Here is a 25,156-nt window from a genome sequence, read left to right on the forward strand (position 1 = left end):
ATTTGGAGGTGCTGCGTATGAGCGAATCATCGGCGGGGCGAATTCCGAGGGACGACTGCAAGCTCGATGCGGATTATCCGATTCTCGTCACGGAGTCGTCCGGCATCGCTCCCCAGTATCGGCGGCTGCATTGGCACGACGTGCTGGAAATCAATCTGATCAAGCGGGGGAGAGGATACTACCACATTAACGGCAAAACGGTCGAGTTTCGCCAAGGGGACATTTTGCTTATCGGAGCCAACGATCTGCATCGCGCGTACGAACGGGAAAACCTGCAAATGCTCGTCATCACGTTCAGTCCGGATTGGTTTCTGGCCGATCTCCGATACGATCCCGCGCTGCTGTCCCCGTTCCGGGAGCTCGGCGTGCACTACGGCCATCTGATCTCGCGCAATCATCCCCGGATTGAGACGCTGCGGGCGATTCTGCTGACGCTCCAGAAGGAAGACGAGCATAAGGCGGTATCCCATATTTCCGTCGTGCGCTCTCACTTGCTGCGATTTCTCGCCTATGTCGCGAGGGATTGCCGCAGGCTCGCTTCCGTCGTCGGAGGCGCAAGGGCGGGCAGCACGCCGGAAGGGCGGCTCGAGAAAATCCGCGACGCGCTGGAGCTGATGGAGCGGCATTACGCCCGGGAATGGGATCTCAAGACGCTCAGCGACCGCGTCTACTTAAGCCCCGCCCGCTTCAGCGCGGTGTTCAAGCAGGCTCTCGGCGTATCCCCGATGGAGTATCTGATCAAAGTCAGGCTTTCGAACGCCGTCCGCCTGCTGGAAAGCTCGGACCGGAAAATCGTCGACGTCGCTTACGAATGCGGCTTTCACAACCTCTCGAACTTCAACCGCTTGTTCAAGTGCAACGTCGGCGTCTCTCCCAGTCATGTGCGCAAAATCGTATCCTCCGGCCGCCGGCAAGTCGATAAAATACCATCGTTAAGCAACCGATTTGCAGAAGAACGCGAATATCGATTTTTGTAGACTGAAAGCCAGACGCAAGGGGTTCGCCCCAACGTCACTTCATTCAAGAGAGGGGTCTTGATCTATGTTCAGCAACAAACGGTTCGCAATGCCGGCGGTTCTCGCCCTGTTCGTCCTGTTATCCGCAGTCCTGGGCGCTTGTTCGTCCAAGTCGGGGGGCGAAGCCTCGTCTTCCCCGTCCCCGTCCGCCGCTTCTCCGTCGCAGCAATCGCAGGAGCCTGCCAGTCCCGAGAAGAAGGATCCGGTCACGCTCGAGATCAGCTGGTGGGGAGGCGACACGCGCCACGCCGCGCTGCAAGAGGCGTTCAAGCTGTTCCAGCAGAAATACGATTGGATTACGGTGAAGCCGACGTTCTCCGGATTCGACGGCTATGCCGACAAGCTGACCGTTCAGCTCAGCACCGATAACGCGCCCGACGTGTTCATGTTCTCCCGCGCTCTGACGCAGCAGTTCGGCCAGAGCGACGTGCTGCTGAATTACTATGAGCACAAAGAGCTGATCCCGGCGCTGGCCGAGCTGGACCCGATCATGCAGTCTCCTTACTACAAGTTCGGCGACAAGCTGATCGGCATGCCGACGGGCATTACGTCCACGGTGCTCGTCTACAACAAGAAGGTGTTCGAAGAAGCCCAGGTGCCCGTTCCGACCGACGACGAAACATGGCTGTCGCTCGGAGAGAAGTGGTCGAAGGTGCACCAGGCCAATCCTAAAGTGTTCGGCGACTCCGGCTGGTTCTACATGCCGGAAGCGTATCCGCTCATCATGAAGCAGCTGGGCGCGGAGCTGATCGACGGCGCTTCCAATCCGCCGAAGGCGAGCATGCATCCCGATCAGGCCAAAACCGTCTGGACCTGGACGGAGAAGCTGTGGGAAGAGAACGCGATTCCGCGCGATTCGAGCGACACGATCGGGTTCGACGCAGGCAATCTGGCATCCTCGCTGTCGGCCGCATCGGTTATTCCGTCCACGGTGGCGATGACCGAAGATCCGCTCGGCTTCGCGACGCTGCCGAAGACGTTCGACGGCAGCGGGACGAAGATCTCCATGCCGCCGGTGCCGACCAGCCTGTGGGGCATCGACGCCCGCACGAAGCATAAAGAAGAAGCGCTGCTGCTCGTCAACTTCCTGCTGACCGACAAAGACGCGATCAAGACGTTGAAGGTGGAGACGGGCGTGCCCGCCGTCGCCGAATCGCTCGAATACCTGTCGACCGAAGTGTTCGGAGGAACCGGCGTAGAGAGCGAGATGCTGGACGTCGTCAAGCGCTCCCAGCAAGGAGCGGACGAATACTGGCTGCCCGCGCAGCCGCTGGGCGCTCCGGACGCGAACGCCGCGTTCCAGACCGCGTTCGAGAAGTACTTGTTCAAACAGGTAGATATCGACGGCTTCCTCGCGGAAGCGGAGAAGACGATGAACGAGAAGCTGCAGGAAGCCGCCAAGTAACCTGCCGGGCGGGGCAGAGCGCAAGAGGGCTGCCCCGCCTCCGCATAACCAGTACACGATACCGGAAGGGATTGGCCGCACATGGGTAAAACGTGGAAAAGACATCTGGAGGGCTATCTGTTCATCGGGCCTTGGTTCATCGGTTTTCTGGTGTTCATGCTGATTCCCGCAGGCTGGTCGCTCTATCTGGCCTTCACGGACTTCAGCTTTCTGAAGCCGCCGGTATGGACGGGGACGGAGAACGTCCGGAAGATGCTGGACAGCGACGTATTCTGGAAGTCGCTGCGCATTACGTCGGTGTACGCGCTGCTGTCCGTTCCGCTCCACTTGGGCACGGCTTTGCTCGCCGCGATGGCGCTGAACGTCAAAATCAGAGGAATCGGTTTTTACCGCACGGTGTTCTATTTGCCCGCATTCGTCAGCTCCTCCATCGGAGTGGCGATCATGTGGAAAATGATTTTCAGCGACAGCGGCGTCGTCAATGCGCTGCTGACCGGCATCGGGCTGGACCGCGTCAAGTTTTTTAACAGTCCGGACAACGCGCTGTATACGCTTGTCGGCATCAACGCCTGGGTGCTCGGCACGGCGATGCTGATTTTCCTGGCCGGGCTGCAGCAAATTCCGCGCGAGCTGTACGAATCCGCCAAGGTAGACGGCGCGGGCGCGGTGCGGCGCTTCCGTTCGATCACGCTGCCGCTGCTGACTCCGGTCATTTTGTTTAACCTGATTCTCGGCATCATCAACGCGATGCAGGTGTTCACGAACGGCTTCGTCATTACGCGCGGCGGGCCGGCGCAGTCGACTTATTTCTACGTGCTGTATTTGTACGAGGAAGCGTTTAAGTTTTTCCGCATGGGTTATGCGTCGCTGCTCGCTTGGGTGCTGTTCCTGATCGTGCTGCTGCTGACGCTGCTGACGCTGCGTTCTTCCTCCGCCTGGGTGTTCTATGAGACCGAGATGAAAGGAGGCAAACGCTGATGCGAAGCAGCTCGTTTCGCTCCGCCGCGGCTACAGTTGCGCTGTACGTCGTCTTGTCGCTGCTGTCTTTGCTGTTCGTGTTCCCGCTTTACTGGCTGGTCGTCAGTTCCTTTAAGCCGCTCTCGGCCATTTTCCGCATTCCGTTCGAATGGTGGCCGGTCGATTGGACGTTTAAGCATTACAAGGACGGCTGGCGGTTCATGGGAAGCGTCACGTTCGCGCGGGTCTATCTGAACACGGCGTATGTGACGATCGTGTCGGTCGTCGCCACCGTCTTCACGTCGACGCTGGTCGCCTTCGGGTTCGCGCGTCTGCGCTTCCTCGGCAAAAACGTGCTGTTCGTCGCCCTGCTGGCGACGATGATGCTGCCGACGCAGGTGACGCTCGTGCCTACGTTTCTGATCTTCGATTACCTGAATCTGATCGATACGTACGCCGCGCTCTATATCGGCGCGTTTTTCGGAGGCGGCGCGTTCTATATTTTCCTGATCCGGCAGTTCATCATGGGCTTGCCCTTCGATCTGGACGAATCGGCCCGGCTGGACGGCGCTTCGACGTTCCGTATTTATTGGAGCATTATTTTGCCGCTCTGCTCGCCGGTGCTGATTACGATCGTCATTCTTAGCTTTACTTGGACGTACAACGATTTCTTCACGCCGCTTATCTTCCTGAGCAGTATTGAGAAATTCACCGTTCCGGTCGCGATCAATACGTTCCTCGACGAAGCCGGAACGGGCAAGGTCGGCGTGGCAATCGCCATGACGACGCTGTCCGTCGTTCCGCTGCTGGCTGTCTTCTTCGCGGCGCAGCGGCGCTTCATGCAGGGAATTGCCACGACGGGGCTGAAGGGATGAAGACGGCTCCGACCGAGCGCGGGGAGCCGGAGGCTGCCCGTCGCTTAAGCGGATTGCCCGCGCTGCACTTCCTGGTCGCCGCTCCGCTCGCGTTCGTCTCCGTCTACCTGCCGCTTACGCTGCAGGCCAAAGGACTCGGAATGGCGGAGATCGGCGCAACGCTGGCGGCCGGCTCGCTCGTTGGGCTGTTCGGCCAGCTGCTCTGGGGGGCGCTGAGCGACCGCTTCGGCACGTCGCGGCGAATTCTAGCTCCCTTGCTGCTGGGCGCGGGGCTGCTGCTCGGCGGGTTGTACGCCTCGGCGGCGATATGGGCGGCCGCGGCTTGCGCGGTCGCCGTGCGGCTGTGCACGACGTCGCTGCAGCCGCTGACGGACAGCTGGACGCTGCTGGAAGCGGGAACGGCCGGCTTCGGACGTTACCGGCTGTGGGGCAGCGCCGGCTATGTGCTGCTGACGGCGGGCATGGGACTGGCCGCGTCGGATTCGGGGCTCGCCGCGGTGCACGTCTTTCAATGGGCGGCGCTGGCGGCGGGAGCCGCGCTCGCCATCGGCATGAAGGAGCGAAGACGCCCGCGGGCCGGCGCGGCAGACTGGCGGCAGGCGGGGCGGGTGCTGCGGCATCCGTCGATATGGAAGCTGCTGCCTTTCGTCGTGCTCGCCGCCGTTCCGGCGCGGGCCTTCGAGAGCTTCCTGAGCCTGAACGCCAAGCAGCTGGGGGCGGACGAACTGACCGTGGCGGGCTTGTCCGTGCTGGAGCCGGCTTGCGAAATCCCGTTTCTGCTGCTCGGGATGGCGGGCATCCGGCGTTACGGCGCCGATCGCGCGCTGCTGCTGGCGGCTGTGCTGTACGTCTGCGCCTGGATCGCGCTGCTGAGCTTTTCGTCGCTGTACGCGCTAGCGGCCGCTCAGGCGCCGCTCGCCGGCGGAGCGATGCTGCTCTACTTGGCGGTCACCGTCTATTTGCGCGAGATTTTGCCCGAAGGGATGCTGGCGACGGGGCAGGCGGCGCTGTTCGTCATGTTGTATTCGTTCTCGGGGATGATCGGCAATCTGCTGGGCGGCTTTCTTCTGGAGGAGGGAGGACGAACGGCGCTGTTCGGCGCAGCCTTGGTGCTGTCGGCGTGCGCCGCGGCCGGGTTCGCCGGACGGCTGAGATCGGCGAAGGCAATGGGCAAGCATAGGGATGGCACTTATTTTGATTGAGGAAAAGAGGTTCAGCGATGGCGAACAGACATTTCGGCATGACCGAATATTGGATCAACCGTGCGAAGCGGTGGCAGCCTCGGATGACGTTTCGGGGAGAGGGACCGGAGGCGTGGCAGGCATGGCGGGAAGAGGCGCTGGCCAAGCTGCTGGAGCTGCTCGGGGAATTCCCGGAGCCGGTCGATCTGGCCGCAGAGGTGGAGTACGCCGTGCCCGACGGCGAGCTGATCCGCGAGCGTGTCGTCTTCGACTCGGAGGAGTTCGCGTCCGTGCCGTGCGTCGTGCTGCGGCCGAAGGACATGCAGGCGAATCGGGCCAACGCCGCCATTATATGCTGCAACGGGCACCCGGTCTCGCTGGGCAAAGATCCAGTGGCTGGCGTTCGCTCCGAGCCCGAGCACAACGAGGCGATCGCGCGGATGAACTATAACTACGGGGAGCAGCTGGCCAAGGCGGGATTTCTGACGATTATGCCCGAGCTGCGCGGCTTCGGCGAGCGCAACGATACGTTCGGGCGGCGCGACGCTTGCGACATCAATTACGTCAAAGGCTCGATTCTCGGCATCTACCCGCAGACGCTGAACATCTGGGACATGAAGCGCTGCGTCGATTATTTGGAGACGAGAGAGGAAGTCGATCCGGGCCGGATCGGCATGATGGGGCTGAGCTACGGCGGGACGATGACGGCGTTGACGGCGGCGATCGAGCCGAGAATCAAGGCGGCCGACGTCAGCGGCTACATCAATTCGTTCCGCGGCTTCGGACTGGAGCGGGGCAACTTCTGCGGCTCCCAGGTGTTCCCCGAGGTGTTCAAATACTTCGATACGCACGACATCGCCGGCCTGATCGCGCCGCGTCCGCTGCTGGTGGAGATGGCGATCTACGACGATTGCTTCCGGATCGAGGATCTGCTCAAAGGCTACGAAGGCGTGAAGCGGATTTACGAAGCGGCGGGGGCGGGCGACCATCTCGATTCGGACGTCTTCCCCGGTCCTCACGCGTTCGCGGGCAACAAGGCGTTCGACTTTTTCAAAACTTATCTATGAACAACCTCAACAACCTCAACAACCTCAATAACTTTCAATAACCTCCGGGGGGCTGTTACAACAATGCGCAAGAAATATGTCATCGCGGGCGCCGGCCATCGCGCGCTGCATATGTTCGCTCTGCCGCTCGTCCGCCGTTTCCGGGACGTTGCGGAGCTGGCGGGCATCTACGACATTAACGCCAAGCGGGCGAAAACGATGAGCGACATGTGCGGGGGCGCGCCGGTATACGAGGATTTCGAGGAGATGCTGGCGTCGAGCGGGGCCGATGCGGTCATCGTGACGACGATCGACAGCGTCCATCACGAATACATTATCCGCGCGCTGCGCGCGGGCTGCGACGCGATCACGGAGAAGCCGATGACGACGGACGAGGAGAAATGCCGGGCCATTCTGGAGGCGGAACGCGAGACGGGGCGCAAGGTGATCGTGACGTTTAACGTGCGCTACATTCCTTACGTCGGTCGGGTCAAGGAACTGATCCGAGGAGGCGCGGTCGGGAAGGTGCTGAGCGTGCACCTGGAGTATATGCTGGACACGTCGCACGGAGCGGACTATTTTCGCCGCTGGCATCGCCATCAGGAATACGGAGGCGGGCTGCTCGTGCACAAGTCGACGCATCATTTCGACATGGTGAACTGGTGGCTGGAGGACGAGCCGAGCACGGTTCACGCTTACGGAGACACGGTGTTCTACGGGCCGACGCGCGAGGAGCGGGGAGAGCGCTGCCTGACTTGCGGGCATCGGACGGATTGCGATTTTTATTTCGACGTGACGGCGGACGAAGAGCTGCGGCGGCTGTACGTGGACAACGAAGACGAGGACGGCTATTACCGGGACCGCTGCGTGTTCGGCGACGGCATTACGACCTACGACACGATGGCCGTCCAGGTTCGCTATCAAGGCGGAGCGCTGCTGTCTTACTCTCTGAACGCGTTCTGTCCTTACGAAGGCTGGAAGGTGTCGGTTAACGGCACGGAGGGACGGCTGGAAGCCGAATCGTACGAACATGCCCTTAACGCGGACAGCGCGAACGACGTCATCCGCGTGTTCAATCGCCGCGGCGAAGCGGTCGTCTACCATCTGCCGCAGGTGCAAGGCGTGCATGGAGGCGGAGACGAGCGGCTGCAGTCGAGCTTGTTCGTCGGCGGCGAGGCCGACTCGCTGGGCAAGCAAGCCGGCTCATGGGAAGGCGCGCAGTCGATTCTGATCGGCATCGCGGCCAACCGCTCGATCTCTTCGGGCCGGCCGGTCGACGTTCCGACTTTGCTGCAGGCCGGCAGCGTATGAACGTTCAGCATACGAGGGAGGGAAGCGCGATGAAAAAGTTCCGGGTCGGCATCATAGGCGCCGGGGACATCGCCGTCATGCATGCTCAGGCGTACGGGGAGTTGGCGGAGGAATGCGAGTTGGTCGCGATTGCCGATACCGACGAGGACCGTGCGCGGCGGCTCGTCGAGGCGGCCGGAACGGAAGTTGAGACGTTCGCCGACTACCGTCGTCTGCTGGAGCGGGAGGATATCGACATTGTGTCCGTCTGCACGCCGCCGTACGTGCGCGAGGCTCCCATCGTGGCCGCGCTGGCCGCGGGTAAGCACGTGATGGCGGAGAAGCCGCTGGCGGCTTCGCTGGAGGAATGCGACGCCATGCTGGAGGCGGCGGCCAAGTATAACCGGAAGCTGGCCGTCATGCTGCAGACGCGCTTCGAGCTGTCTGTCCGGCAAATCCGCCACCTGGTCGCCTCTGGCGCGATCGGCGAGCCGCTGTTCGCTTCGGCGGCCAATCATCATTGGCGCGGCGAGCGATATTACGGCAAGCCGTGGCGCGGCACATGGGAGCGGGAGCGCGGGGGCGTCCTGATGAACCTCGGCATCCACACGCTGGACGTGCTGCTCTGGACGCTCGGCGAACTGTCGGCGGTCAGGGCGAATATGGCCACGCTCGGCAACCGGATCGAGACGGAGGACGCCGCGGCCGCTTCGCTCAAATTCACGTGCGGCGCGCTCGCCCAATTCGTCTGCACGACGACGCATCCTGTCGACGGCAGCTCGCTGGAAATTTCGGGACGCAGCAGGATGGTTCGCTATCCGCTCTCCTTTGCCGCATACGCGCAAAACGATGCGGGCTACCCGATGCGGGACGCCGCGGCAGAGGTTGAGCTGGCGCAAGCCGCGGACGCATACGCGCTGGCTGCTGAAGAAGTCACGGAAGGCTTCGCCGGTCCGATCCGCGATCTGTTCGCCGCTATCCGCGAGGACCGGGAGCCGATCACCGGAGGGCTGTCCGTGCGCCGGACGATCGAAGCCGTGACGGCGATCTACAAGTCCGCGGCGACGGGGGCGGAGGTGCGGCTGCCGATCGGCCGGGATGACGCCTGTTATACGACGGATGGGCTGCATCGGCTGATGAAAACGATAAAATAGCGGGAGAAAACAAGAAGATGACGGAGGAAGGGAGAGGGGCGGCAGCCGTACGATAAAGTCACGGGGGAAGCGCGCGAACATAAGAAAGTCGACAACATGCGCCGAAGCCGAATTTTGCAGCCTGGAAGGAGGGATTTGACACTGCGCCCCCAGGGGGAGGGGCTGTCGCCGATGAAGGGTGTATTTGGGAACGGGCAAGCAAAATGACAAAGGAGGCTTGAAACATGAACGGTTCAATGTCTCAACCGGCCAAGCGGGCGCTGGCCGCTCTGCTGGCAGGCGCGATGCTCGTCGCGCTGTTTTTCGTTATGCAACGGTCTTACGCTTCGACGACCCTGATCGAGGGTTACGACAATCAGCAGCCGTCGTCGATGACGAAGCCGGTCAAAGGAGTGCCGTACACCGATCCGATCTACCAGACGACGGTCGTCAGGGCGACGGATTACCTTGCGGACGGCATCGTGAACGTGCAGAACAATCCGGTCTTCGTTCGCAACGACTATTCCCGCAGACCGGCGTTTAATCAGGACAATTCCAAGTATCTTGTGAAGGCGCTGGACGGCTTCTGGTATTCGTACGATGCCGACACGTACGCGAAGCTGCAGAAGCTGCCTTACTTGGCAGGGGCCGCGGAGCCGCAATGGAGTCCGACCGATCCGGACATCATTTACTACGTTCCGAATCAAGGCGGGCTTGTGCTGAACCGGCTCGATATTTCTACGGGCACGACGACCGTAGCGGCGAACTTCGCCGGCAGATTGCCGTGGACGGGAGCGGCTCACGTATCGACCCGCAGCGAAGGCTCTCCTTCGGCGGACGGACGGTATTGGGGCTTCCAGGTGGACAACGCCAGCTGGCAAAGCCTTGGCGTATTTACGTACGACCTGCAGACGGACACGATTCTGTCGACCAGAAGCACGAACGGCGTGAAGCCGGACCATGTCAGCATGAGTCCTTCGGGAGACTACTTCGTCACGTCCGGCGACGACGCGTCGGGTACGGTCGCTTACGCGCGGAACGACCTGAGCACGCCGGTCCGCACGCTGCACCACAAGAGCGAGCATTCCGATCTGGCGATCGACGCGAACGGGGACGATGTCTACGTCTCGATTGACTACCAGTCGAACTCGGGCGACGTCTTCATGGTGAATTTGCGGACGGGGGAGAAAACGGTGCTCTTCTCGACCTACGTGGGCGGCCAGACGACGGCGCTGCACGTATCGGGCAAAGCGTACGATCACCCGGGCTGGGCGCTTATCTCCACTTACGGGGGAGAGAATGCGTCGCCGCAGTGGTTCAACAAGAAAATTTTCGCCGTCGAGCTCAAGGCCAGTCCCCGCATCTACAATCTCGCGCATCACCACGTGTTCACGTACGCGGGATACGATACGGAGCCGCATGCGACGGTTAACCGGGATTTTACGAAAATACTGTTCAACTCCAACTGGGAGACGTCGTCGGGCACGAATATCGATGCCTATATGATTCGCCTGGAACCGGGAGATATTCCGGAGGCGGGCACCGGGCCTGAGCCGTCTCCGACTTCAAGCCCTTCGCCGACGCCAACTCCGACGCCGAGCCCGACTCCGTCGCCGGAACCGGGAACGATTACGCTGCAAATGGGCGTAAACGGTTATGAGGGCGGCAAAAACCAGAGCCACCTAAGGGAAACTTCGCCAAACGAAGGCCACTACGGTACGGGGCAAGCTCCCGTGTACTATTTGCGGGACGGCGGTTTTCCGACGAACGTGCTGATCTCCTTCGACTTGGACGACGTATTGCCGGAAGGGGCGGTGCTGGAATCGGCGACGTTGTCGCTGTATAGCGAAGGAACCGCGGCGTATTCCGGCGGCACGCTCGACATGTACCGGATCGTCGATCCCGACGATCTCGGACCGTGGGTCGAAGGCAGCAGCGACGATTACACGGAGAAGGACGGAGCGGCTTGGACAAGGCGCGCCGGTACGGAAAATACGGTGACGACCGGCTGGACGAACGTATCCGGCAGCACGCCGATGGATGCCGTCGCGACTCCGCCGAGCGGCACGATCGCCCTGGGCACCGGCGGCGGCTGGCATACGTCCACGGACGTGCTCGACGACGTGCTGACGTGGATCGAAGGCACGGACGTCAATCAAGGCTGGCTGCTGCGGACGAGAGACGGCAGCGGCATCAACGTGCAGGACGTGGCGAGCAACCAGTACGCCAACTCGGCTTTGCGGCCTAAGCTGACGCTGACGTATTCGGAGGATGGAGAGCCGACGCCTTCGCCTTCGCCAAGTCCGACCCCGACGCCGACTCCATCGCCCGACCCGGATTCGGTGACGCTGCAGGCGGGAGTCGGAGGCTACACGGGAGGCAAGGATCAGAGCCATATCCGGGAAACTTCGCCGAACGAAGGACACTACGGAGCGGGCCAAGCGACGACTTATTATTTGCGCGAAGGCTTCGCGACAGGCGTGCTGCTTTACTTCGACCTGACCGGCGTCGTTCCGAACGGCGCGACGATCGATTCGGCGGTGTTGTCGCTGTACAATACGGGCACCGATTCGTATACGGCGGGCACGCTGGAACTAAGGCGGATTGTCGATCCGGACGGCCTGGGCATATGGGACGAAGGCGCCAATACGGATTATACGTTAAAAGACGGAGCCGCCTGGACGCGAAGAGCGGGCAGCGGCAATACGGTGACCAAAGGATGGACGTCGACTTCGGGCAGCACGCTGCTGGACGCCGCGCTTGCCGCTTCGGGCACGGTGGCCATGACGACGGGGAGCGGCTGGAACGCTTCGACCGACGTCAAAGCCGACGTGCAGGCATGGATCGACGGAACCGCGCCGAACCAAGGCTGGTACATCCGGCCCGCCTCGGGCAGTCCGATCAACATCCAGCAGGTGCCGAGCAACCAATACGGCAACGCGTCTTATCGGCCTAAGCTGACGATTACCTACCATTAATTGAAGTGATCGGGCGCCTCCGCTCGCGTACGTCCTGCCTCCTTCGGAGATGCAGGGCGGACCGAGCGGGGGCGTTCGCTCTAGTCGGCCGTTGGGCATGGTGCGGAACGAACCGGAGCGGACAGAATAAATGGGCGGGGACGTCGTTAAAATGAGGATAGCGGCGTCGGCCGGAAATTGCGGCGCTTATTTGTTTTGAAAAAGAAGAGGACGGAATGGTTGTTTTTTGCCCAGGGTTATGCTAAAATTTGAAATGTTGTGTCCGTCTTCGGGTGAAGCGGATACGCTGATCGAGTAGGACGGTCCTCTGCACGCCAAGATCCGGATGCCAGGCACTCGGGGAGCGGGGTACGAACGTCTGTTAGGGAAGGAGTGAACACGCAATGAGCAATCTGATTCAAGCAATCACGCAAGAGCAGCTGCGCAAGGACATCCCTAGCTTCCGTCCGGGCGACACGCTGAAAGTTCACGTGAAAGTCGTCGAGGGTTCCCGCGAGCGCGTTCAGCTGTTCGAAGGCGTCGTTATCAAACGCCGCGGCGGCGGAATCAGCGAAACCTTCACGGTTCGCAAAATCTCGTATGGCGTAGGCGTAGAACGTGCCTTCCCGGTACATTCCCCGCGTCTGGAGAAAATCGAAGTGGCTCGCCGCGGTAAAGTTCGCCGCGCGAAACTGTACTACCTGCGCAACCTGCGCGGTAAGGCAGCACGTATCAAGGAAATTCGATAATGGACGACAGAGGAGGGCTTGGCGACGTTCAAGTCCTCCTTTTTGCATGTATTCCAGAAAGCTAGAGGCGATTACGAATGGACCACAATAACAATTCCAAACCAAACGAATCGGCCGAGCTGGACGCGAACTCGGCTGCGGACGACCGCGCGGTTCGCGGCGACGGAACGGGCGCCTCTTCCGAAGCGAACCGGAATAGCAAAGACGCGAAGCGGCCGGGCAACGAGCTGCTGGAGTGGATCAAGGCGCTTGCGATCGCCGGCGTTCTCGTGTTCGTCATCCGCTGGTTTCTCGTCAGTCCTTTTATCGTCGACGGACCGTCCATGGAGCCGAATTTCTGGGACCGCGAGCGGATTATCGTCAACAAAATCATCTACGACATTCGCGAGCCGAAGCGCGGGGAAGTGATCGTGTTCCACGTGCCGCAGGAAGGCCGCGACTTTATCAAACGCGTAATCGCGTTGCCTGGCGAGACCGTCAAGGTCGAAGGCGACCAAGTATACATAAACGGGGAACCGCTCGCCGAAACTTATTTACAGGAAGCCTACGATAAAGCCCATTCGCAAGGCGTGCTGTACAATCGTTACGACGGGGACCGCTCCAACTTCCCGAACAGCTCTTTCCCGGACGGTGTCGTGCCGGAGGGAACGGTGTTCGTGATGGGCGACAATCGGCCGAACAGCGAGGACAGCCGAATGATCGGCTACGTCTCGATGGACGAGATCGTCGGCCGCGCCGATCTGATTTTCTGGCCGATCCCGGATTTCAAATTGGTCAAGCATTAACCGATTATAGCATTCACAAGGGGCTATCCCCGATCATCGCGCGATGACCGACGGGACGGCCCCGTTCTATAGGTAAGGAAGGTGAAGCATCATGACGATTCAGTGGTTTCCCGGACATATGACCCGCGCGAGACGGCAGATCGAAGAGAAGCTGAAGCTGATCGATGTCGTGTTCGAACTGCTCGACGCGCGCATCCCAAGCTCCAGCCGCAACCCGATGGTGGACGAAATCACGGGCGCGAAGCCGCGGCTTGTGCTGCTCAATAAGGCGGATTTGGCCGATCCGGAGAGAACGGCGGAGTGGAGCCGGCATTTCCGCGAGCAAGGGCTGGCGGTTCATGCGATCGACGCGAACGCCGGAGCAGGGGTCAAAGATCTGGCCGGCAAGGCGAAAGAGCTGCTGAAGGAAAAGATCGACCGGCAGATCGCCAAAGGCATGAAGCCGCGCCCGATTCGCGCGTTGATCGTCGGCATCCCGAACGTCGGCAAGTCGACGCTGATCAACCGGCTGGCCGGACGCAACATTGCCGTGACCGGAGACCGGCCCGGGGTGACGAAAGGGCAGCAGTGGATTCGGTTCGGCGGAGAGCTGGAGCTGCTGGACACGCCGGGGATTCTATGGCCGAAGTTCGAGGATCCGATCGTCGGGTTCCGGCTGGCGGCAACCGGCGCTATTAAAGAAGACGTTATTCATATCGACGAAGTCGCCTGTTTCGTTCTCAAGGTGCTCGTCGAGGAATACGGTTCGGTGCTGGGCGACCGTTACGGTCTGACGGACCTGCCGGAGGAGCTGCCGGACATGCAGGCGGCGGTCGAAGTGCTGGAGAGCATCGGCAGACGCAGAGGCTGTATCGTCAGCGGCGGCAATGTCGACTACGAGAAGGCGGCGACGGTGCTGCTGCGGGACTTGCGCTCGGGCAAGCTGGGAAAAATGACGCTGGAAATGCCTGGCGAGGCGCAATAGGAAGCTGCTTGGCCGCCGTTCGTCGGCAACGGCATCGGCTTGTGCGCAACGAGTGGTTTGCCTCGTCATCAAGCAGGCACCGTGCCGATGTCCAGCAACGATAAATCGTTTGCGAGAAGCTGCCTTTCACGGGTCCGGGACCCGTACGGCGGCTTCTTTTGTTTGCGTAAGGCCGCAAATTCTATCTTCCAATCGCAGCGCACGCGTATTACAATGATAGATAAACTAACATGACTTGCGAGGGAAGATAGGGGAGTTCGCCATGCGCATTCTGGCATTCAAACATTTCGAATTCGACGATACGGAGGCGCTCGAAGTTTGGGCGGGCCGCCGCGATTATCGGCTGACGATTCACGACCCTTCTGAGGGCGTGAAGAAGGAATGGATCGAAGAGACGGATTTGCTCGTCGTGTTGGGCGGTCCGATGAGCGTATACGAGGAACGGCGACATCCTTGGCTGGTCGAGGAGAAGCGGTTTGTGGAAGGAATGCTGGCGGCGGAGCGCAATGTGCTCGGCATCTGCTTGGGCGCGCAGATGCTCGCGGACGTCCTCGGTGCGTCGGTGCGCCGTCATGACTTCAAAGAAGTCGGCTGGCACGAGATTCGGCGAACTTCGAATCGGCACCCGTGGCTGGCGGAGCTTCCCGAACGATTTCATTCGTTTCAATGGCATGGCGACACGTTCGAGCTTCCCGCGGGCGCGACGCTGCTCGCCGCCTCGGAAGCGTGCGAGAGGCAGGCGTTCGCTTACGGAAGTCACGCCGTAGGCTTGCAGTTTCATCTGGAAGCGACGCCCGCATGCATCGGGACGATGCTCGAGCGGTGGTCCGAGGAGTTGATCGACGCCCCTTACATCCAGCAGCCGGGCCGAATTCTGGACGAGCTTGATCGCAGCCAAGCTTCGTTTCGCATGCTTCACGGCATATTGGACGCGACCGCGGTCACGCCGGTTGGATGACCGGCCGATCCCGTGCGAACGTTATCCGTCTTACCCGCGCATCATCGCGTCGCGGAAAATTAAGAAAGCCGCGTCCGGCCGGACGCGGCTTTTGCGTGTTTGAGCCCAATGGAGACGAGATTTAATTCGCTTCCATGCTGAATTGCCAGGAGACTCCGTATTTGTCCGTCAGACTGCCATATACCTTGCTCCAAGGGACTTCCTGGAGTTCCATTAGGATTGTTCCGCCTTCTTTCAACTTATGGAAGGCATCCCGAAGTGCGTTCTCGTCATTCAGCACGAGAGCGAGGGAGAAGTTGTTCGTGCCTTGCTGGAAAGGCATTCCGGGGAACGTGTCGGAAAACATCAGCGTGCTCCCCCCGATGGTCAGGAACGTGTGCATGATTCGGTCCGCCGCTCCCGGAGGCAATTCCTCTTCGGAATGAATCGAACTGAAAGTCATCATCTGGGGTTCCTCGAGTCCGAACGCCTGTGCGTAAAACTGAACGACTTCCCGGGTGTTTCCGTCGAAATTCAAATAAGGGTTTAACGGCAAGCGGGTTCACTCCTCATCGAATGGATTCGAAAGGATGATACCACAGTTTTGTCCGAAAAACAAACGTACGTTCTGTTTTTCGGGAATTATCATTCGGCCGAAGAACCGGGCTCGTTCTGTTCGCGCAGCGCGGCGTCGGCCAGCATCTGGAGCGCGACGTTGTCCATCGGCGGATTGTGCAGGCCGGCCCGGACATCGCGATAGTACCGCTCCAGAGGCGAGCGGCGGGACAGGCTCGTGCCTCCGACGATTCGCATGGCGAGGTCTACGATCCGAAGCGCGTTATTGACGGCGGCGTATTTGGCCAACCCGAGCTCGGGCCTTAATGAAGGCCGTCGTTCCTCCGTCTCGCGGTCCCATCGTTCGGCGGCCTCGTAGAGCAGCGCGCGGGCGGTTCGCAGCTCGGCCTCCATCTCGCCGATTGTCTGCCGGACGGTCGGGAGCGAGGAGATCGGCTCGCTTAACGTATTGGGGCGGTACGATCGCGCGAATTGCAGCGCGAAGTCTCTCGCCGCCCGGGCGATCCCGATGTAGCAGGCGGGAATATGCAGCAGCCAGCCTCCTCCGTCGTCGATCCCTTTGCCGGGAATCCGGTCGTCCGCTCCGGCGTAAGCTCCGTCCAGCACGACGTCGTGGCTTCCGGTCGCGCGCATTCCCAGCGTATCCCACGTTTCGACGATGCTTACCCGATCGGAGCGCTTCACGAGAAACTCGCTTACGACGTCATCTTCGGGAACATACGCCGTCACGACGAAGCGATCCAGAATCGGGGACAACGTGCTGAACGTTTTGCGTCCCGTAATGCGCCATCCTCCGTCTGCGCGGACGGCCGTCGTCTCGGGGCGGCCTCCGCGGCTCGGGCTGCCCGAAGCCGCTTCGCTCGCGAACGTATTGATCATCGTTCCGTCCCGGACGATGGAGCGGCATAGGTCGGCGAAGAGCGGCTGAGGCCACTTCCCGCTCATACGGAAGTGAAGCGTCTGGCCGACGTGCCAGCCGACGGCCAGCGCGGTCGATCCGTCGCCATACGCCAGCCGTTCCTGCAGCTGGACGAGGTCGTACAGCGACAATTCGTCGCCTCCGTATTGCTGGGGAACCGTTATTTTAAGGTAACCGGCTTCGCGCAATTCGGCGAAGTTCTCGAAAGGGAACGAACCTTCCCGGTCGTGCCGCTCCGCGCGCTCCGCGAACCGGGCCGCCAATTGCTCCGCCCAGGCTGCCCGGGCTTCTTCCTCGTTGTTTCGAATATAGGGATCCTTCCATTTTGTCATCGGCTTTCCCTCCTTTTACGTGATCCATATTTTCTTATTATACCTGTCAGAGAACCCGGCGTTAATCTCCCTTGCAACAAGATGGGCAAATTTTCTCAATTGATCCGAAGTACGCTGGCGCGGTGACGGGCAGCCGGCAAGCTGACATAGTTTATGTTAACAAATAAAACCGTCAGGGAGGGAGGCAAGTGAAGTACGCCAGCAAGTCGATCGCAAGCAAATGGAGAAAAACCGGATGGATGCTCGAGGATTCCAGTCTGCGTCCTTTCGTTCCCGAGACGCGGTTGTTCACCGGAGTGAACCTGGAGGCGATGTTGGGTCGTTACGCGGTGCTTTATTTCAAGCCTTCAAGAGGAACAGGGGGCAAAAAGATTACCCGCATCGAACGGTCGCCTGCGGGGGGCTACCGCATGAAGGGAACCGGCGGAACCCGAAACGGTCTGTCGACGGACGAGCTGTACGCTCGGCTTAAGTCGCTCACGGGCGGCAAACGGTACTTACTGCAAAGGGGTATCGATCTGGCGCTTACGGGAGGCAGCCCGTTCGATCTTCGCGTTATGACGCAGAAGGACGGGGGGCGTTGGGTTACGACGGCTTTGTTCGCCAAGATCGGGAAGAAAGGGAAAGTTGTCACCAACTATCACAGCGGGGGGAGGGTGGCCGCTTTTAAAGACGCGATGAAGGGGGCCGGTTATTCCGATTCCTCGATCGGCGAAGCGTATAGAAGATTGGGCTTTCTCGGAGAGGCGGCGGGAGCCTGCTTCGACCGTCACCTGGACGGCTTTCGGGAGATCGGACTCGACGTCGCGATCGACAAGGAGGGGCGCTTCTGGATTCTTGAGGCGAACACGCGTCCGCAGTATTATCCTTTGAAAAACGTGGACAGATCGGCGTACCGGCGCATTAGCGATTATGCGAAGAAGTATGGACGGGGCAAGAGGAGGTAGCGGGCAGAGTTGGGAATGGACGAGCGGGCAACCGACTATGCGGAAAAGTATGGACGGGGCGAGAGGAGGTAGCGGGCAGAGCTGGGGAAGGACGAATGGACGGGGCAAGAGGAGGTAGCGGGCAGAGCCGGGGAAGGACGATAGGGTAGCTTCTGGAACGGCATCGTCGTCGGGACTTCGCCGGTCCCGACAGACGGCTTTACGGTCCTATATACGCTGGGCGAGCGCGGAAAATAGAGTTACAATGGAAGCAGGAAAGTGCGAGTTCAAAAAGTCCGGTTTTCAGCACCGAGGCTGGTCGTTCGCCTTACGGCGAACTGCTCGCCCATGCATCCTGGAAGGTTGGATGAAGACCGTTGATGAGGAACGGTCGTAAAGCGTAGTGGAAGCTACGTGAGCACCGGAAGAGACGGCTGAATTCAAGATTCGATGTCGAGTATGCATCCCGAGAGGCTTCGTGATCAAAAGCGGAGTTTTTGAACAACCTCTGAAAGGGGACGGTGGTCATGAACCGCAAAGGGAGCCAAGCCCAGCCGATCGTGCTGCTGATAGACGGACACTGCAACATGTGCCACGGTCTTGCCAAGTTCGTTATCCGCCGGGACAAGCGGGCGATTTTCCGGTTCGCTTCGCTGCAGTCGGAATTGGGCAGGCGTCTGCTGAAGGAAGGCGGCATGCGCGAGGATGCGCTGGAAACGTTCGTTATGGTCGATAACGGGAAATATTTTACGAAGTCGACGGCGGCTCTGAGAATAGGGAGGAAGCTGGGAGGGCCCTGGGCGCTTGCTTATCCGGCCATCGCGCTTCCGCGTTTCGTGCGGGATCGGGTTTACGACTTCGTCGCGCGCCGGCGTTACCGCTGGTTCGGCCACAGCGAAAGCTGCCTTCTGCCGACTCCGGAAATGCGCTCGCGGTTTCTGGATTAGGAGCAAGCGGAAGAAGAGCCGTTGGACGGCGGTTGGTTTTATTGAAGGGTTAGAATTTTTTCAATTCAGCAATATCCGCTTCTTGAGAGAGCGAACGAACGGATAGGCGCTCCAAAATTTTCTGTTGTTCTTTTTGGATTCCGAGCAAAGTCTGTTGGCTCGACTTAAGCTGGTGCGCATCGCTTTTGAGATCGGACATGTCTTCCGAGAGGACCGCGACATCTTGTCTGAGAAAGGAAACGTCATCTTTGAGGACTGTTACGTCTTGTTTGAGAAAGGAAACGTCATCTTTGAGGACTGTTACGTCTTGTTTGAGAAAGGAAACGTCATCTTTGAGGACTGTTACGTCTTGTTTGAGAAAGGAAACGTCATCTTTAAGGACTGTTACGTCTTGTTTGAGAAAGGAAACGTCATCTTTAAGGACTGTTACGTCTTGTTTGATTTGTCGAACGTCCTCGGTCAGTTCTTCCACCTTGGCATTGGTTGAGCCGACAATGTGAATGAGTTGTCTGACATGCTCCCCTTGGCTATTTTGTTGAAGTTGCATGGCTTCCATTTGGCTCAACAAAAGGTCCAGCTTCGCATCGTTCATCAATTTCGCCCTCCGCGCAATGAAAATAAAAGGAAGATTTGTTTCTGAATGCGAACGTATGTGCCATATTGTAAGTATATCCTAAATGCGGGGAATAAGGCAAGTGCTTGTTATCGAAAGTTGAGAGCGTGCTGCCGGAGGGGCGAAGCCAAAAAAGGCTTGGCATTTGGGCGGCTATGACGGACAATAAAGCAGCAAACGGATTGGATTGGGGAGGAACGTCTTACATGGAAGAAATCAATCGGTTGGCCTACGAGAGCGAACTGTGGTCGCATGGCGTGACGGCGGTGGCGGGAGTCGACGAGGTCGGGCGAGGCTGTCTGTTCGGGGATGTGGTGGCGGCCGCGGTTGTGCTGCCGGTCGGGCTCGTGCTGGAAGAGGTCAACGATTCGAAGCAGATCAGCGAGAAAAAAAGGGACAGGCTTTACGAGCAAATTATATCGGAAGCGGCCGCGTGGTCGGTCGCGCGAGTAGAGCCGTCCGTTATCGATAAGATCAATATCCGGCAGGCGTCGAGGCTGGCGATGAAGCAGGCTGTGCTCGGCCTCGGAATCGCGCCCGAGCATCTGCTCGTCGACGCGGAGAGCGTGGATCTGGATATCGGGCAGACGGCGATCATTAAGGGAGACAGCTTAAGCCAGTCGATCGCGGCGGCGTCGATTGTCGCCAAGGTGACGCGGGACAGGCTGTGCGCGGAAGTGTGGGATTCGCTGTATCCCGGCTACGGGATCGCGGTACATAAAGGCTACGCAACGAAGACGCATCGTCAGGCGCTGCTTGAGCTCGGGCCGACGCCGCTGCACAGGCGCAGCTTCCTGAAAGGCATAAGCGTCGAGCAGCAAGTTCTGTTCTGAAGCCGGAGAGAGCCATTCACGAAAGGCTTTTCGGGTGCCGATACATAAGGGATAAGGCGTTAGCGGGGAGGAAAAGGCATGAACATGAATATCGGTCCGATGCTGCGGGCGCTAATGGGCGACGCGGTGCCGACGGACAGCCGCTCGCTGGAGCTGAGAATCGGTCAGATCGTCAGAGGCGTCCTGATGGAAATGCTGGACAACCAGGAGGCGCTCGTGAACATTAACGGGATGCAGGTGAGAGCCAAGCTGGATGCGGAGATGCCGCTCGGCAGAGGCACCCTGCTGCAGGTTCAGCCGGGAGGAGCGGGCGGCCTCGTGACGCTGAAGCCGCTGGCCGATGCGACGGACGCGCTGCCGGAAGAAGGGATGAAGGACGTTCTGAAGACGTTCGGTCTGTCGGACCAGAAATGGGCGATGGAGCTGGTGCGGGGGCTGAAGCGGGACGGTTATCCGATCGGGAAGGATACGGCGGCGTTCTTCAACGCGGCGGCGGCTTTGAAGCCGGCCGGGGTCGACGCGGAATCGTGGGCGAGCGCGGCGGACGTCGCGTTCCGCCGCGGGCTGAAGCCGACGGAGACGACGCTGGCGTCGCTCAGGCAAGCGCTGTTCGGGCCGCCGGTTCATGAGGAGCTGGCGAGCTTCCGCACGGCGTTGGACGGCTGGCTCGGAAGCGGGGCGGCCAAGACGGCGTCTCCGGAGGCAGCGGCGCTCGGCCAGCGGCTCGCGGCTTTGCTGGCGCAAGGGGCTTCTATCGTGGCGGAGGGAGAGGCGCAGTTGGCAGGCGAGCCGCGAGCGGGCAGAGGCGAAGCGGCCGAAGCGGCGAGGCCGGAAGCGGGCGCCGCGCAGCGCGATGCCGCGGCAGCGGCGCGTACGGGCGGCGAGCCGGGCAGGGCCGCCGCAGACGCGGCCCCGGCCCGCGGCGATGCCGCCGCCGCGGCCAGAGCAGCCGCCCAGCCGCAAGCCGCGGCGGGCGCGCAGCAGTTGCAGCCGGAAGCTTCGCGCCCGGCTGCCGAACCCGCGGCCGCCGCCCGTGCGCCGGCGGCCGAAGAGCGGGCAGCGGCGGCGGGAAGCCGCCCCGCTGCCCAGGATGGCGCGGCCGCGGACGGCCGCCGCGCCGATGGCCGTGCCGACGCCGCTGCTGCGGGGCAGCAGCAGGCGTCGGCGGCGAAGCCGGAAGCGGCGTGGATCGGCCGCTTCCTGCAGTGGCTCGGCGTCGGGCATGAGCGTCAGCTCCTGCACGCCGCCGAAGCGCGCTTGCCCGGCGGCCTTCCGGACGCCGGGCCTAACCCGGCCGCGGCCGGGACGCTGCCGGGAGCGGACGCCCCCGGGCAGGAGGCGCGGCCGGCCGCGGAGACGCTCAAGGGCGCGCTGCTCGCCCTTGCGGCGCGGGACGACGTGCCGCCGGCGCTGCGCGAGGCGGCTCAGACGCTGGCGAGCCAGGTGACCGGCCAGCAGCTGCTGCTCTCCTCGGACCGGGGGATGGCGGCGCCGCTCAGCCATATGACGCTGTTCGTTCCGATGCGCGGAGAGAACGGCGATACGACCGCGACCGTTCACGTGCAGACAAGGCGCGTTCGGCGGGGGGAATGGGACATCGATAACTGCCATTTGCTGTTCGACCTGCGCATGCGTCATCTCGGAGACACCGTCGTCGACGTGCAGGTCGTCGACCGGATCGTGTCCTTGAAGCTGCTGAGCGACTTTCCGGGCATGGCGGAGCTGATCGAGGGCGCGCGGGAGGAATTGACGGAAGGGATGTCGTCGGCCGGCTTCCAACTGCTGTCGCTGACCGCGTTGCCGCTGCCGCAGTGGAAGCCCGGCTCGCTCGCTTCGCTCCAATCGGCCGACCACGCACATAAAGCCGTCGCCGCGGGCGCCTATGCCGCCAAACCGTACAAGGGAGTCGACTACAGAGCATGAACGAGGCGGGGCAGGGCAACAAAAGATTCGTTCCGAAAAAAGCGGTCGCGCTGAAATACGAGCCCGAGAAAGGCTCGGCCCCGATCGTCGTCGCCAAAGGCCAGGGCGCGATCGCGGAAGAGATCATGAAGCGGGCGCAGGAGAACGGAGTTCCGCTGCAGGAGGATTCCTCTCTCGTGGAGGTGCTCTCCAAGCTCGATTTGAACCAGGAAATCCCGCCCGAGCTGTACAAGCTGGTCGCAGAGGTGCTCAGCTTCGTGTACCGCTCCGATCGCCGGGCGGGACTGAACGCCAAGGGCGGCCGCAAGCCGTTGTCTTAGGGAGGGATAGCGATGAGGGAAGCGGTCGGCGCACGGCCGGAGAAAAGCTCGAAAGCAGCCGTCGGCCGGGCGGGCGAGGAGGCTGCAGCGGCATATCTTGCCGAAGCTGGGCTTGTCGTGGAGCGGCGCAATTGGCGCTGCCGTTCCGGAGAGCTGGATCTGATCGCGCGGGACGGGGACATTCTCGTCTTCGTGGAAGTTCGCTCGCGGACGAGCCCTTCCCGGTTCGGCGAGGCGATCGAAGCGATCACGCCGCGCAAGTGCCGCCAAGTGCGCGAATTGGCCGCGATCTATCTGAGAACGACCGGCGCCGCAGCGGAGTCCGTACGGTTCGACGTCGTTGCCGTTACCTTGCGGGGAGACGCGGCGGACGTCCGGCACGTTCCGAACGCGTTTTGACGTTTGCGACGCTGCTGCGGGCCGCCCTTCGAGGCGGTTTTTTCGACATTCGGGCTTCGCTTCGGCTTCTCCCCGAACCCCGATCGGAAAATGAGTTGAAACGCAAAGCCCGCTTGATACGTAACAAATAGAGACACTTTCGAAAACTGACGAGGAGGCACAAAGCCGCATGGAACTGGTGAAAATACCGAAACGGCAAGACAATCCGCTGAACTTGCCGCCGGGAATGCTGAAGAAGATCATTATCGGGGCGGTTGCGCTCATCGCCGTAGTGGTCGGGTCTTCTTGCTTCTACACGGTGCAGGAGCAGGAACGGGCCGCGATACTGACTTTCGGCAAGTATACGGGAGAGGCGACGGCGGGGCTGCACTTCAAGTGGCCTTCTCCGATTCAGAAGGTCGTTATCGTGCCTGCCGAGCTGACGCAGCGCATCCATATCGGCTATCGCGTAAACGGAGACGTCTCGACGCCGGTAGAGGAAGAGGCGATGATGATTACCGGGGACGAGAACATCGTATCCGCGGACGCCGTCGTCCAGTGGAAAATCAGCAATGTTCGCGATTATTTGTACAATATCAGTGATCCGGAGCAGTTTTTGCGCAACGCGGCCAGTTCCTCCATTCGTTCCGTCATCGGCTCGGAGAAGCTCGATTACGCGATTACGGACGGAAAGACGGTCATTCAGGACAAAGTCCGGGAGAAGCTGCTGGAGCTGCAAAACAAATACCACACCGGCATCCAGATCATCGACATCAAGTTCCAGGACATCGAGCCTCCTAGCGGCCAAGTAGAGGAAGCTTTCCGCGCGGTCACGAATGCTCGCGAAGAGAAGAATACGAAAATCAACAACGCGGCCAAATACGAGAACGACAAAATTCCGAAAGCTCGCGGCGAGGCCCAAGCACTGCTGGAAAACGCCGAAGCTTTGAAGAAGTCGCGGATTTTGAACGCGCAAGGGGACGTCGCCCAGTTCAACGCGATTTACGCGGAATACACGAAAAACAAAGGCATTACCGAAAGCCGTCTGCTTATGGAGACGCTGGAGAAAATCTTGCCGAACGCGAAGATCATCATCTCCGATTCTGCGGCAGGCGATACGGTCAAATATTTGCCGCTTAACGAGCTGGTTCGGGGCTCCGGCTCCGCTTCGAGCTCTGCCGGCACGCAACAGCAAGGGGGGACGTCGCCATGAATAGAAAGCTTGCAATCTGGCTCGGATCGATCGTCCTCGCCTTGATTTTGCTCGGCGGTTCCCTGTTCGTCGTCAAAGAAGGGGAGTACAAGGTCGTGCTGAAGTTCGGCGAGGCCGTGCGGGTCGAGAGCAGTCCGGGCCTGTATGTGAAAATTCCTTTTATCGAGAGCGTCTCCATGCTCCCGAAGTACCAAATGACGTACGAGAGCAATCCGACTTCGATTCTGACGAAGGACAAGAAGCCGATTATCGTCGATAACTACACCGTATGGAGAATTAGCAATCCGCAAAACTTCCTGAAAACCGTACAGACGGTCGGCGGAGGCATCCAGCGGATCGACGAGGCGGTATACAATTCCGTCCGGCGCAAGCTTTCCGAGGTCAACTATGATAATATAATTAGCGAGAATACGGCGCGCGGCAACATCAACGACGACATCACGAAGGACGTGTCCGACGCGATCATTCGCGACAACTACGGCATCGAGATCGTCGACGTGCGCATCAAGCGGACGGACCTGCCGGAGAGCAACAAGGAGAGCGTCTATAACCGGATGATTTCCGACCGTCAGGCGATCGCTGCCCGCTATTTGTCCGAGGGCGACGAAGAGTCCCGGAAAGTCACGTCGAAAGCCGACCGCACGGCGACCGAGCTGTTGGCCCAAGCCGAAGCGGACGCCAAGAAGATTATCGCGCAAGGGGAACAGGAAGCCGCGCAAATCTACAACCAGGCTTACGGCAAAGATCCCGAGTTTTACAGCTTCTACCGGACTTTGCAGAGCTACGTGACGACGCTGAACAACGAGCCGGTCATCCTGCTGCCGATCGATTCGCCGTACACTCGCATCCTACTGGGCAAGTAATGATTGCTTGACCTGACG

Annotated in this window: 24 protein-coding genes; 21 read left to right on the forward strand and 3 right to left on the reverse strand. The window is 60.5% G+C overall.

Annotation, left to right across the window (positions count from 1 at the left end):
• The first annotated feature begins 17 nt into the window (after window positions 1-17).
• From B0G52_RS33365 to B0G52_RS33425, 13 genes are all read left to right on the forward strand, one after another.
• Window positions 18-977: an AraC family transcriptional regulator gene (locus B0G52_RS33365; protein WP_094050766.1), complete on the forward strand. Its 960-nt coding sequence runs from the start codon at window positions 18-20 to the stop codon at window positions 975-977.
• A gap of 64 nt (window positions 978-1,041) precedes the next feature.
• Entirely contained in the window at window positions 1,042-2,421 is a 1,380-nt protein-coding gene (locus B0G52_RS33370) for an ABC transporter substrate-binding protein (RefSeq protein ID WP_094050767.1), read from the forward strand.
• Window positions 2,422-2,502: 81 nt separating this feature from the next.
• The gene (locus B0G52_RS33375; RefSeq protein ID WP_094050768.1) at window positions 2,503-3,399 is read left to right on the forward strand and encodes a carbohydrate ABC transporter permease; all 897 of its coding nucleotides are present in this window, start codon (window positions 2,503-2,505) and stop codon (window positions 3,397-3,399) included.
• A complete protein-coding gene (locus tag B0G52_RS33380) occupies window positions 3,399-4,253 on the forward strand; it encodes a carbohydrate ABC transporter permease (RefSeq protein ID WP_094050769.1) in 855 nt (284 codons plus the stop codon). Before B0G52_RS33375 ends, B0G52_RS33380 begins: the two co-directional genes overlap by 1 nt.
• Window positions 4,250-5,455 carry an MFS transporter gene (locus B0G52_RS33385; protein ID WP_094050770.1) on the forward strand — a complete coding sequence of 402 codons (1,206 nt, stop codon included), beginning with the start codon at window positions 4,250-4,252 and terminating at the stop codon, window positions 5,453-5,455. Before B0G52_RS33380 ends, B0G52_RS33385 begins: the two co-directional genes overlap by 4 nt.
• A 17-nt stretch (window positions 5,456-5,472) precedes the next feature.
• Window positions 5,473-6,501 carry an alpha/beta hydrolase gene (locus B0G52_RS33390; protein WP_094050771.1) on the forward strand — a complete coding sequence of 343 codons (1,029 nt, stop codon included), beginning with the start codon at window positions 5,473-5,475 and terminating at the stop codon, window positions 6,499-6,501.
• A 63-nt stretch (window positions 6,502-6,564) separates the two neighbouring features.
• The gene (locus tag B0G52_RS33395) at window positions 6,565-7,791 is read left to right on the forward strand and encodes a Gfo/Idh/MocA family protein (protein WP_094050772.1); all 1,227 of its coding nucleotides are present in this window, start codon (window positions 6,565-6,567) and stop codon (window positions 7,789-7,791) included.
• Window positions 7,792-7,820: 29 nt separating this feature from the next.
• A complete protein-coding gene (locus B0G52_RS33400) occupies window positions 7,821-8,924 on the forward strand; it encodes a Gfo/Idh/MocA family protein (protein ID WP_158223988.1) in 1,104 nt (367 codons plus the stop codon).
• Window positions 8,925-9,148: 224 nt separating this feature from the next.
• Window positions 9,149-11,881, forward strand: coding sequence for a DNRLRE domain-containing protein (locus tag B0G52_RS33405; RefSeq protein WP_094050774.1), 2,733 nt, complete (start codon window positions 9,149-9,151; stop codon window positions 11,879-11,881).
• A 383-nt stretch (window positions 11,882-12,264) separates the two neighbouring features.
• The gene (gene rplS, locus B0G52_RS33410; protein WP_094050775.1) at window positions 12,265-12,609 is read left to right on the forward strand and encodes a 50S ribosomal protein L19; all 345 of its coding nucleotides are present in this window, start codon (window positions 12,265-12,267) and stop codon (window positions 12,607-12,609) included.
• Window positions 12,610-12,686: 77 nt separating this feature from the next.
• Complete coding sequence (gene lepB, locus B0G52_RS33415; RefSeq protein WP_094050776.1) at window positions 12,687-13,394, forward strand: signal peptidase I; 708 nt, start codon at window positions 12,687-12,689, stop codon at window positions 13,392-13,394.
• A gap of 91 nt (window positions 13,395-13,485) precedes the next feature.
• On the forward strand, window positions 13,486-14,358 hold the full coding sequence (gene ylqF, locus B0G52_RS33420) for a ribosome biogenesis GTPase YlqF (RefSeq protein WP_094050777.1): 873 nt from the start codon (window positions 13,486-13,488) through the stop codon (window positions 14,356-14,358).
• Window positions 14,359-14,620: 262 nt separating this feature from the next.
• A complete protein-coding gene (locus tag B0G52_RS33425; RefSeq protein ID WP_094050778.1) occupies window positions 14,621-15,316 on the forward strand; it encodes a type 1 glutamine amidotransferase in 696 nt (231 codons plus the stop codon).
• A gap of 121 nt (window positions 15,317-15,437) precedes the next feature.
• Here the strand turns inward: B0G52_RS33425 and B0G52_RS33430 are convergent, their stop codons facing one another.
• Window positions 15,438-15,851, reverse strand: coding sequence for a VOC family protein (locus B0G52_RS33430; RefSeq protein WP_094050779.1), 414 nt, complete (start codon window positions 15,849-15,851; stop codon window positions 15,438-15,440).
• Window positions 15,852-15,940: 89 nt separating this feature from the next.
• A complete protein-coding gene (locus B0G52_RS33435; protein ID WP_094050780.1) occupies window positions 15,941-17,122 on the reverse strand; it encodes an acyl-CoA dehydrogenase family protein in 1,182 nt (393 codons plus the stop codon).
• A 188-nt stretch (window positions 17,123-17,310) separates the two neighbouring features.
• On the opposite strand from B0G52_RS33435, the gene B0G52_RS33440 reads away from it, so the two are divergent.
• A complete protein-coding gene (locus B0G52_RS33440; RefSeq protein WP_094050781.1) occupies window positions 17,311-18,069 on the forward strand; it encodes a YheC/YheD family protein in 759 nt (252 codons plus the stop codon).
• Between the two features lie 506 nt (window positions 18,070-18,575).
• The gene (locus tag B0G52_RS33445) at window positions 18,576-18,995 is read left to right on the forward strand and encodes a thiol-disulfide oxidoreductase DCC family protein (RefSeq protein WP_094050782.1); all 420 of its coding nucleotides are present in this window, start codon (window positions 18,576-18,578) and stop codon (window positions 18,993-18,995) included.
• 49 nt (window positions 18,996-19,044) lie between these two features.
• Here the strand turns inward: B0G52_RS33445 and B0G52_RS33450 are convergent, their stop codons facing one another.
• On the reverse strand, window positions 19,045-19,587 hold the full coding sequence (locus tag B0G52_RS33450) for a coiled-coil domain-containing protein (protein WP_094050783.1): 543 nt from the start codon (window positions 19,585-19,587) through the stop codon (window positions 19,045-19,047).
• A gap of 227 nt (window positions 19,588-19,814) precedes the next feature.
• Here B0G52_RS33450 and B0G52_RS33455 point away from each other — a divergent pair, with 227 nt between their 5' ends.
• The 6 genes from B0G52_RS33455 to hflC all read left to right on the forward strand — a co-directional run bounded on the left by B0G52_RS33455 (window position 19,815) and on the right by hflC (window position 25,138).
• Entirely contained in the window at window positions 19,815-20,441 is a 627-nt protein-coding gene (locus B0G52_RS33455) for a ribonuclease HII (protein ID WP_094050784.1), read from the forward strand.
• Window positions 20,442-20,519: 78 nt separating this feature from the next.
• Window positions 20,520-22,364, forward strand: a complete 1,845-nt coding sequence (locus B0G52_RS33460) for a hypothetical protein (protein ID WP_094050785.1) — start codon at window positions 20,520-20,522, stop codon at window positions 22,362-22,364.
• Window positions 22,361-22,684, forward strand: coding sequence for an EscU/YscU/HrcU family type III secretion system export apparatus switch protein (locus B0G52_RS33465; RefSeq protein WP_094050786.1), 324 nt, complete (start codon window positions 22,361-22,363; stop codon window positions 22,682-22,684). The genes B0G52_RS33460 and B0G52_RS33465 overlap by 4 nt, the downstream gene beginning before the upstream one ends.
• Window positions 22,685-22,696: 12 nt before the next feature.
• Window positions 22,697-23,083 carry a YraN family protein gene (locus tag B0G52_RS33470; RefSeq protein ID WP_094050787.1) on the forward strand — a complete coding sequence of 129 codons (387 nt, stop codon included), beginning with the start codon at window positions 22,697-22,699 and terminating at the stop codon, window positions 23,081-23,083.
• A gap of 169 nt (window positions 23,084-23,252) precedes the next feature.
• Window positions 23,253-24,275, forward strand: a complete 1,023-nt coding sequence (hflK, locus tag B0G52_RS33475) for an FtsH protease activity modulator HflK (RefSeq protein ID WP_094050788.1) — start codon at window positions 23,253-23,255, stop codon at window positions 24,273-24,275.
• Window positions 24,272-25,138: a protease modulator HflC gene (gene hflC, locus B0G52_RS33480; RefSeq protein ID WP_094050789.1), complete on the forward strand. Its 867-nt coding sequence runs from the start codon at window positions 24,272-24,274 to the stop codon at window positions 25,136-25,138. The genes hflK and hflC overlap by 4 nt, the downstream gene beginning before the upstream one ends.
• Window positions 25,139-25,156: the final 18 nt, after the last annotated feature.

Origin of the sequence: Cohnella sp. SGD-V74 (assembly GCF_003001675.1) — a bacterium.
Classification (GTDB): Bacteria; Bacillota; Bacilli; order Paenibacillales; family Paenibacillaceae; genus Cohnella.

What these genes read in the sequence shown, in the direction of transcription:
- B0G52_RS33365 (WP_094050766.1), top strand. Translation starts at nt 18, where the DNA reads ATGAGCGAATCATCGGCGGGGCGAATTCCGAGGGACGACTGCAAGCTC.
- B0G52_RS33370 (WP_094050767.1), top strand. Translation starts at nt 1,042, where the DNA reads ATGTTCAGCAACAAACGGTTCGCAATGCCGGCGGTTCTCGCCCTGTTC.
- B0G52_RS33375 (WP_094050768.1), top strand. Translation starts at nt 2,503, where the DNA reads ATGGGTAAAACGTGGAAAAGACATCTGGAGGGCTATCTGTTCATCGGG.
- B0G52_RS33380 (WP_094050769.1), top strand. Translation starts at nt 3,399, where the DNA reads ATGCGAAGCAGCTCGTTTCGCTCCGCCGCGGCTACAGTTGCGCTGTAC.
- B0G52_RS33385 (WP_094050770.1), top strand. Translation starts at nt 4,250, where the DNA reads ATGAAGACGGCTCCGACCGAGCGCGGGGAGCCGGAGGCTGCCCGTCGC.
- B0G52_RS33390 (WP_094050771.1), top strand. Translation starts at nt 5,473, where the DNA reads ATGGCGAACAGACATTTCGGCATGACCGAATATTGGATCAACCGTGCG.
- B0G52_RS33395 (WP_094050772.1), top strand. Translation starts at nt 6,565, where the DNA reads ATGCGCAAGAAATATGTCATCGCGGGCGCCGGCCATCGCGCGCTGCAT.
- B0G52_RS33400 (WP_158223988.1), top strand. Translation starts at nt 7,821, where the DNA reads ATGAAAAAGTTCCGGGTCGGCATCATAGGCGCCGGGGACATCGCCGTC.
- B0G52_RS33405 (WP_094050774.1), top strand. Translation starts at nt 9,149, where the DNA reads ATGAACGGTTCAATGTCTCAACCGGCCAAGCGGGCGCTGGCCGCTCTG.
- rplS (WP_094050775.1), top strand. Translation starts at nt 12,265, where the DNA reads ATGAGCAATCTGATTCAAGCAATCACGCAAGAGCAGCTGCGCAAGGAC.
- lepB (WP_094050776.1), top strand. Translation starts at nt 12,687, where the DNA reads ATGGACCACAATAACAATTCCAAACCAAACGAATCGGCCGAGCTGGAC.
- ylqF (WP_094050777.1), top strand. Translation starts at nt 13,486, where the DNA reads ATGACGATTCAGTGGTTTCCCGGACATATGACCCGCGCGAGACGGCAG.
- B0G52_RS33425 (WP_094050778.1), top strand. Translation starts at nt 14,621, where the DNA reads ATGCGCATTCTGGCATTCAAACATTTCGAATTCGACGATACGGAGGCG.
- B0G52_RS33435 (WP_094050780.1), bottom strand. Translation starts at nt 17,122, where the DNA reads ATGACAAAATGGAAGGATCCCTATATTCGAAACAACGAGGAAGAAGCC.
- B0G52_RS33445 (WP_094050782.1), top strand. Translation starts at nt 18,576, where the DNA reads ATGAACCGCAAAGGGAGCCAAGCCCAGCCGATCGTGCTGCTGATAGAC.
- B0G52_RS33450 (WP_094050783.1), bottom strand. Translation starts at nt 19,587, where the DNA reads ATGAACGATGCGAAGCTGGACCTTTTGTTGAGCCAAATGGAAGCCATG.
- B0G52_RS33455 (WP_094050784.1), top strand. Translation starts at nt 19,815, where the DNA reads ATGGAAGAAATCAATCGGTTGGCCTACGAGAGCGAACTGTGGTCGCAT.
- B0G52_RS33460 (WP_094050785.1), top strand. Translation starts at nt 20,520, where the DNA reads ATGAACATGAATATCGGTCCGATGCTGCGGGCGCTAATGGGCGACGCG.
- B0G52_RS33465 (WP_094050786.1), top strand. Translation starts at nt 22,361, where the DNA reads ATGAACGAGGCGGGGCAGGGCAACAAAAGATTCGTTCCGAAAAAAGCG.
- B0G52_RS33470 (WP_094050787.1), top strand. Translation starts at nt 22,697, where the DNA reads ATGAGGGAAGCGGTCGGCGCACGGCCGGAGAAAAGCTCGAAAGCAGCC.
- hflK (WP_094050788.1), top strand. Translation starts at nt 23,253, where the DNA reads ATGGAACTGGTGAAAATACCGAAACGGCAAGACAATCCGCTGAACTTG.
- hflC (WP_094050789.1), top strand. Translation starts at nt 24,272, where the DNA reads ATGAATAGAAAGCTTGCAATCTGGCTCGGATCGATCGTCCTCGCCTTG.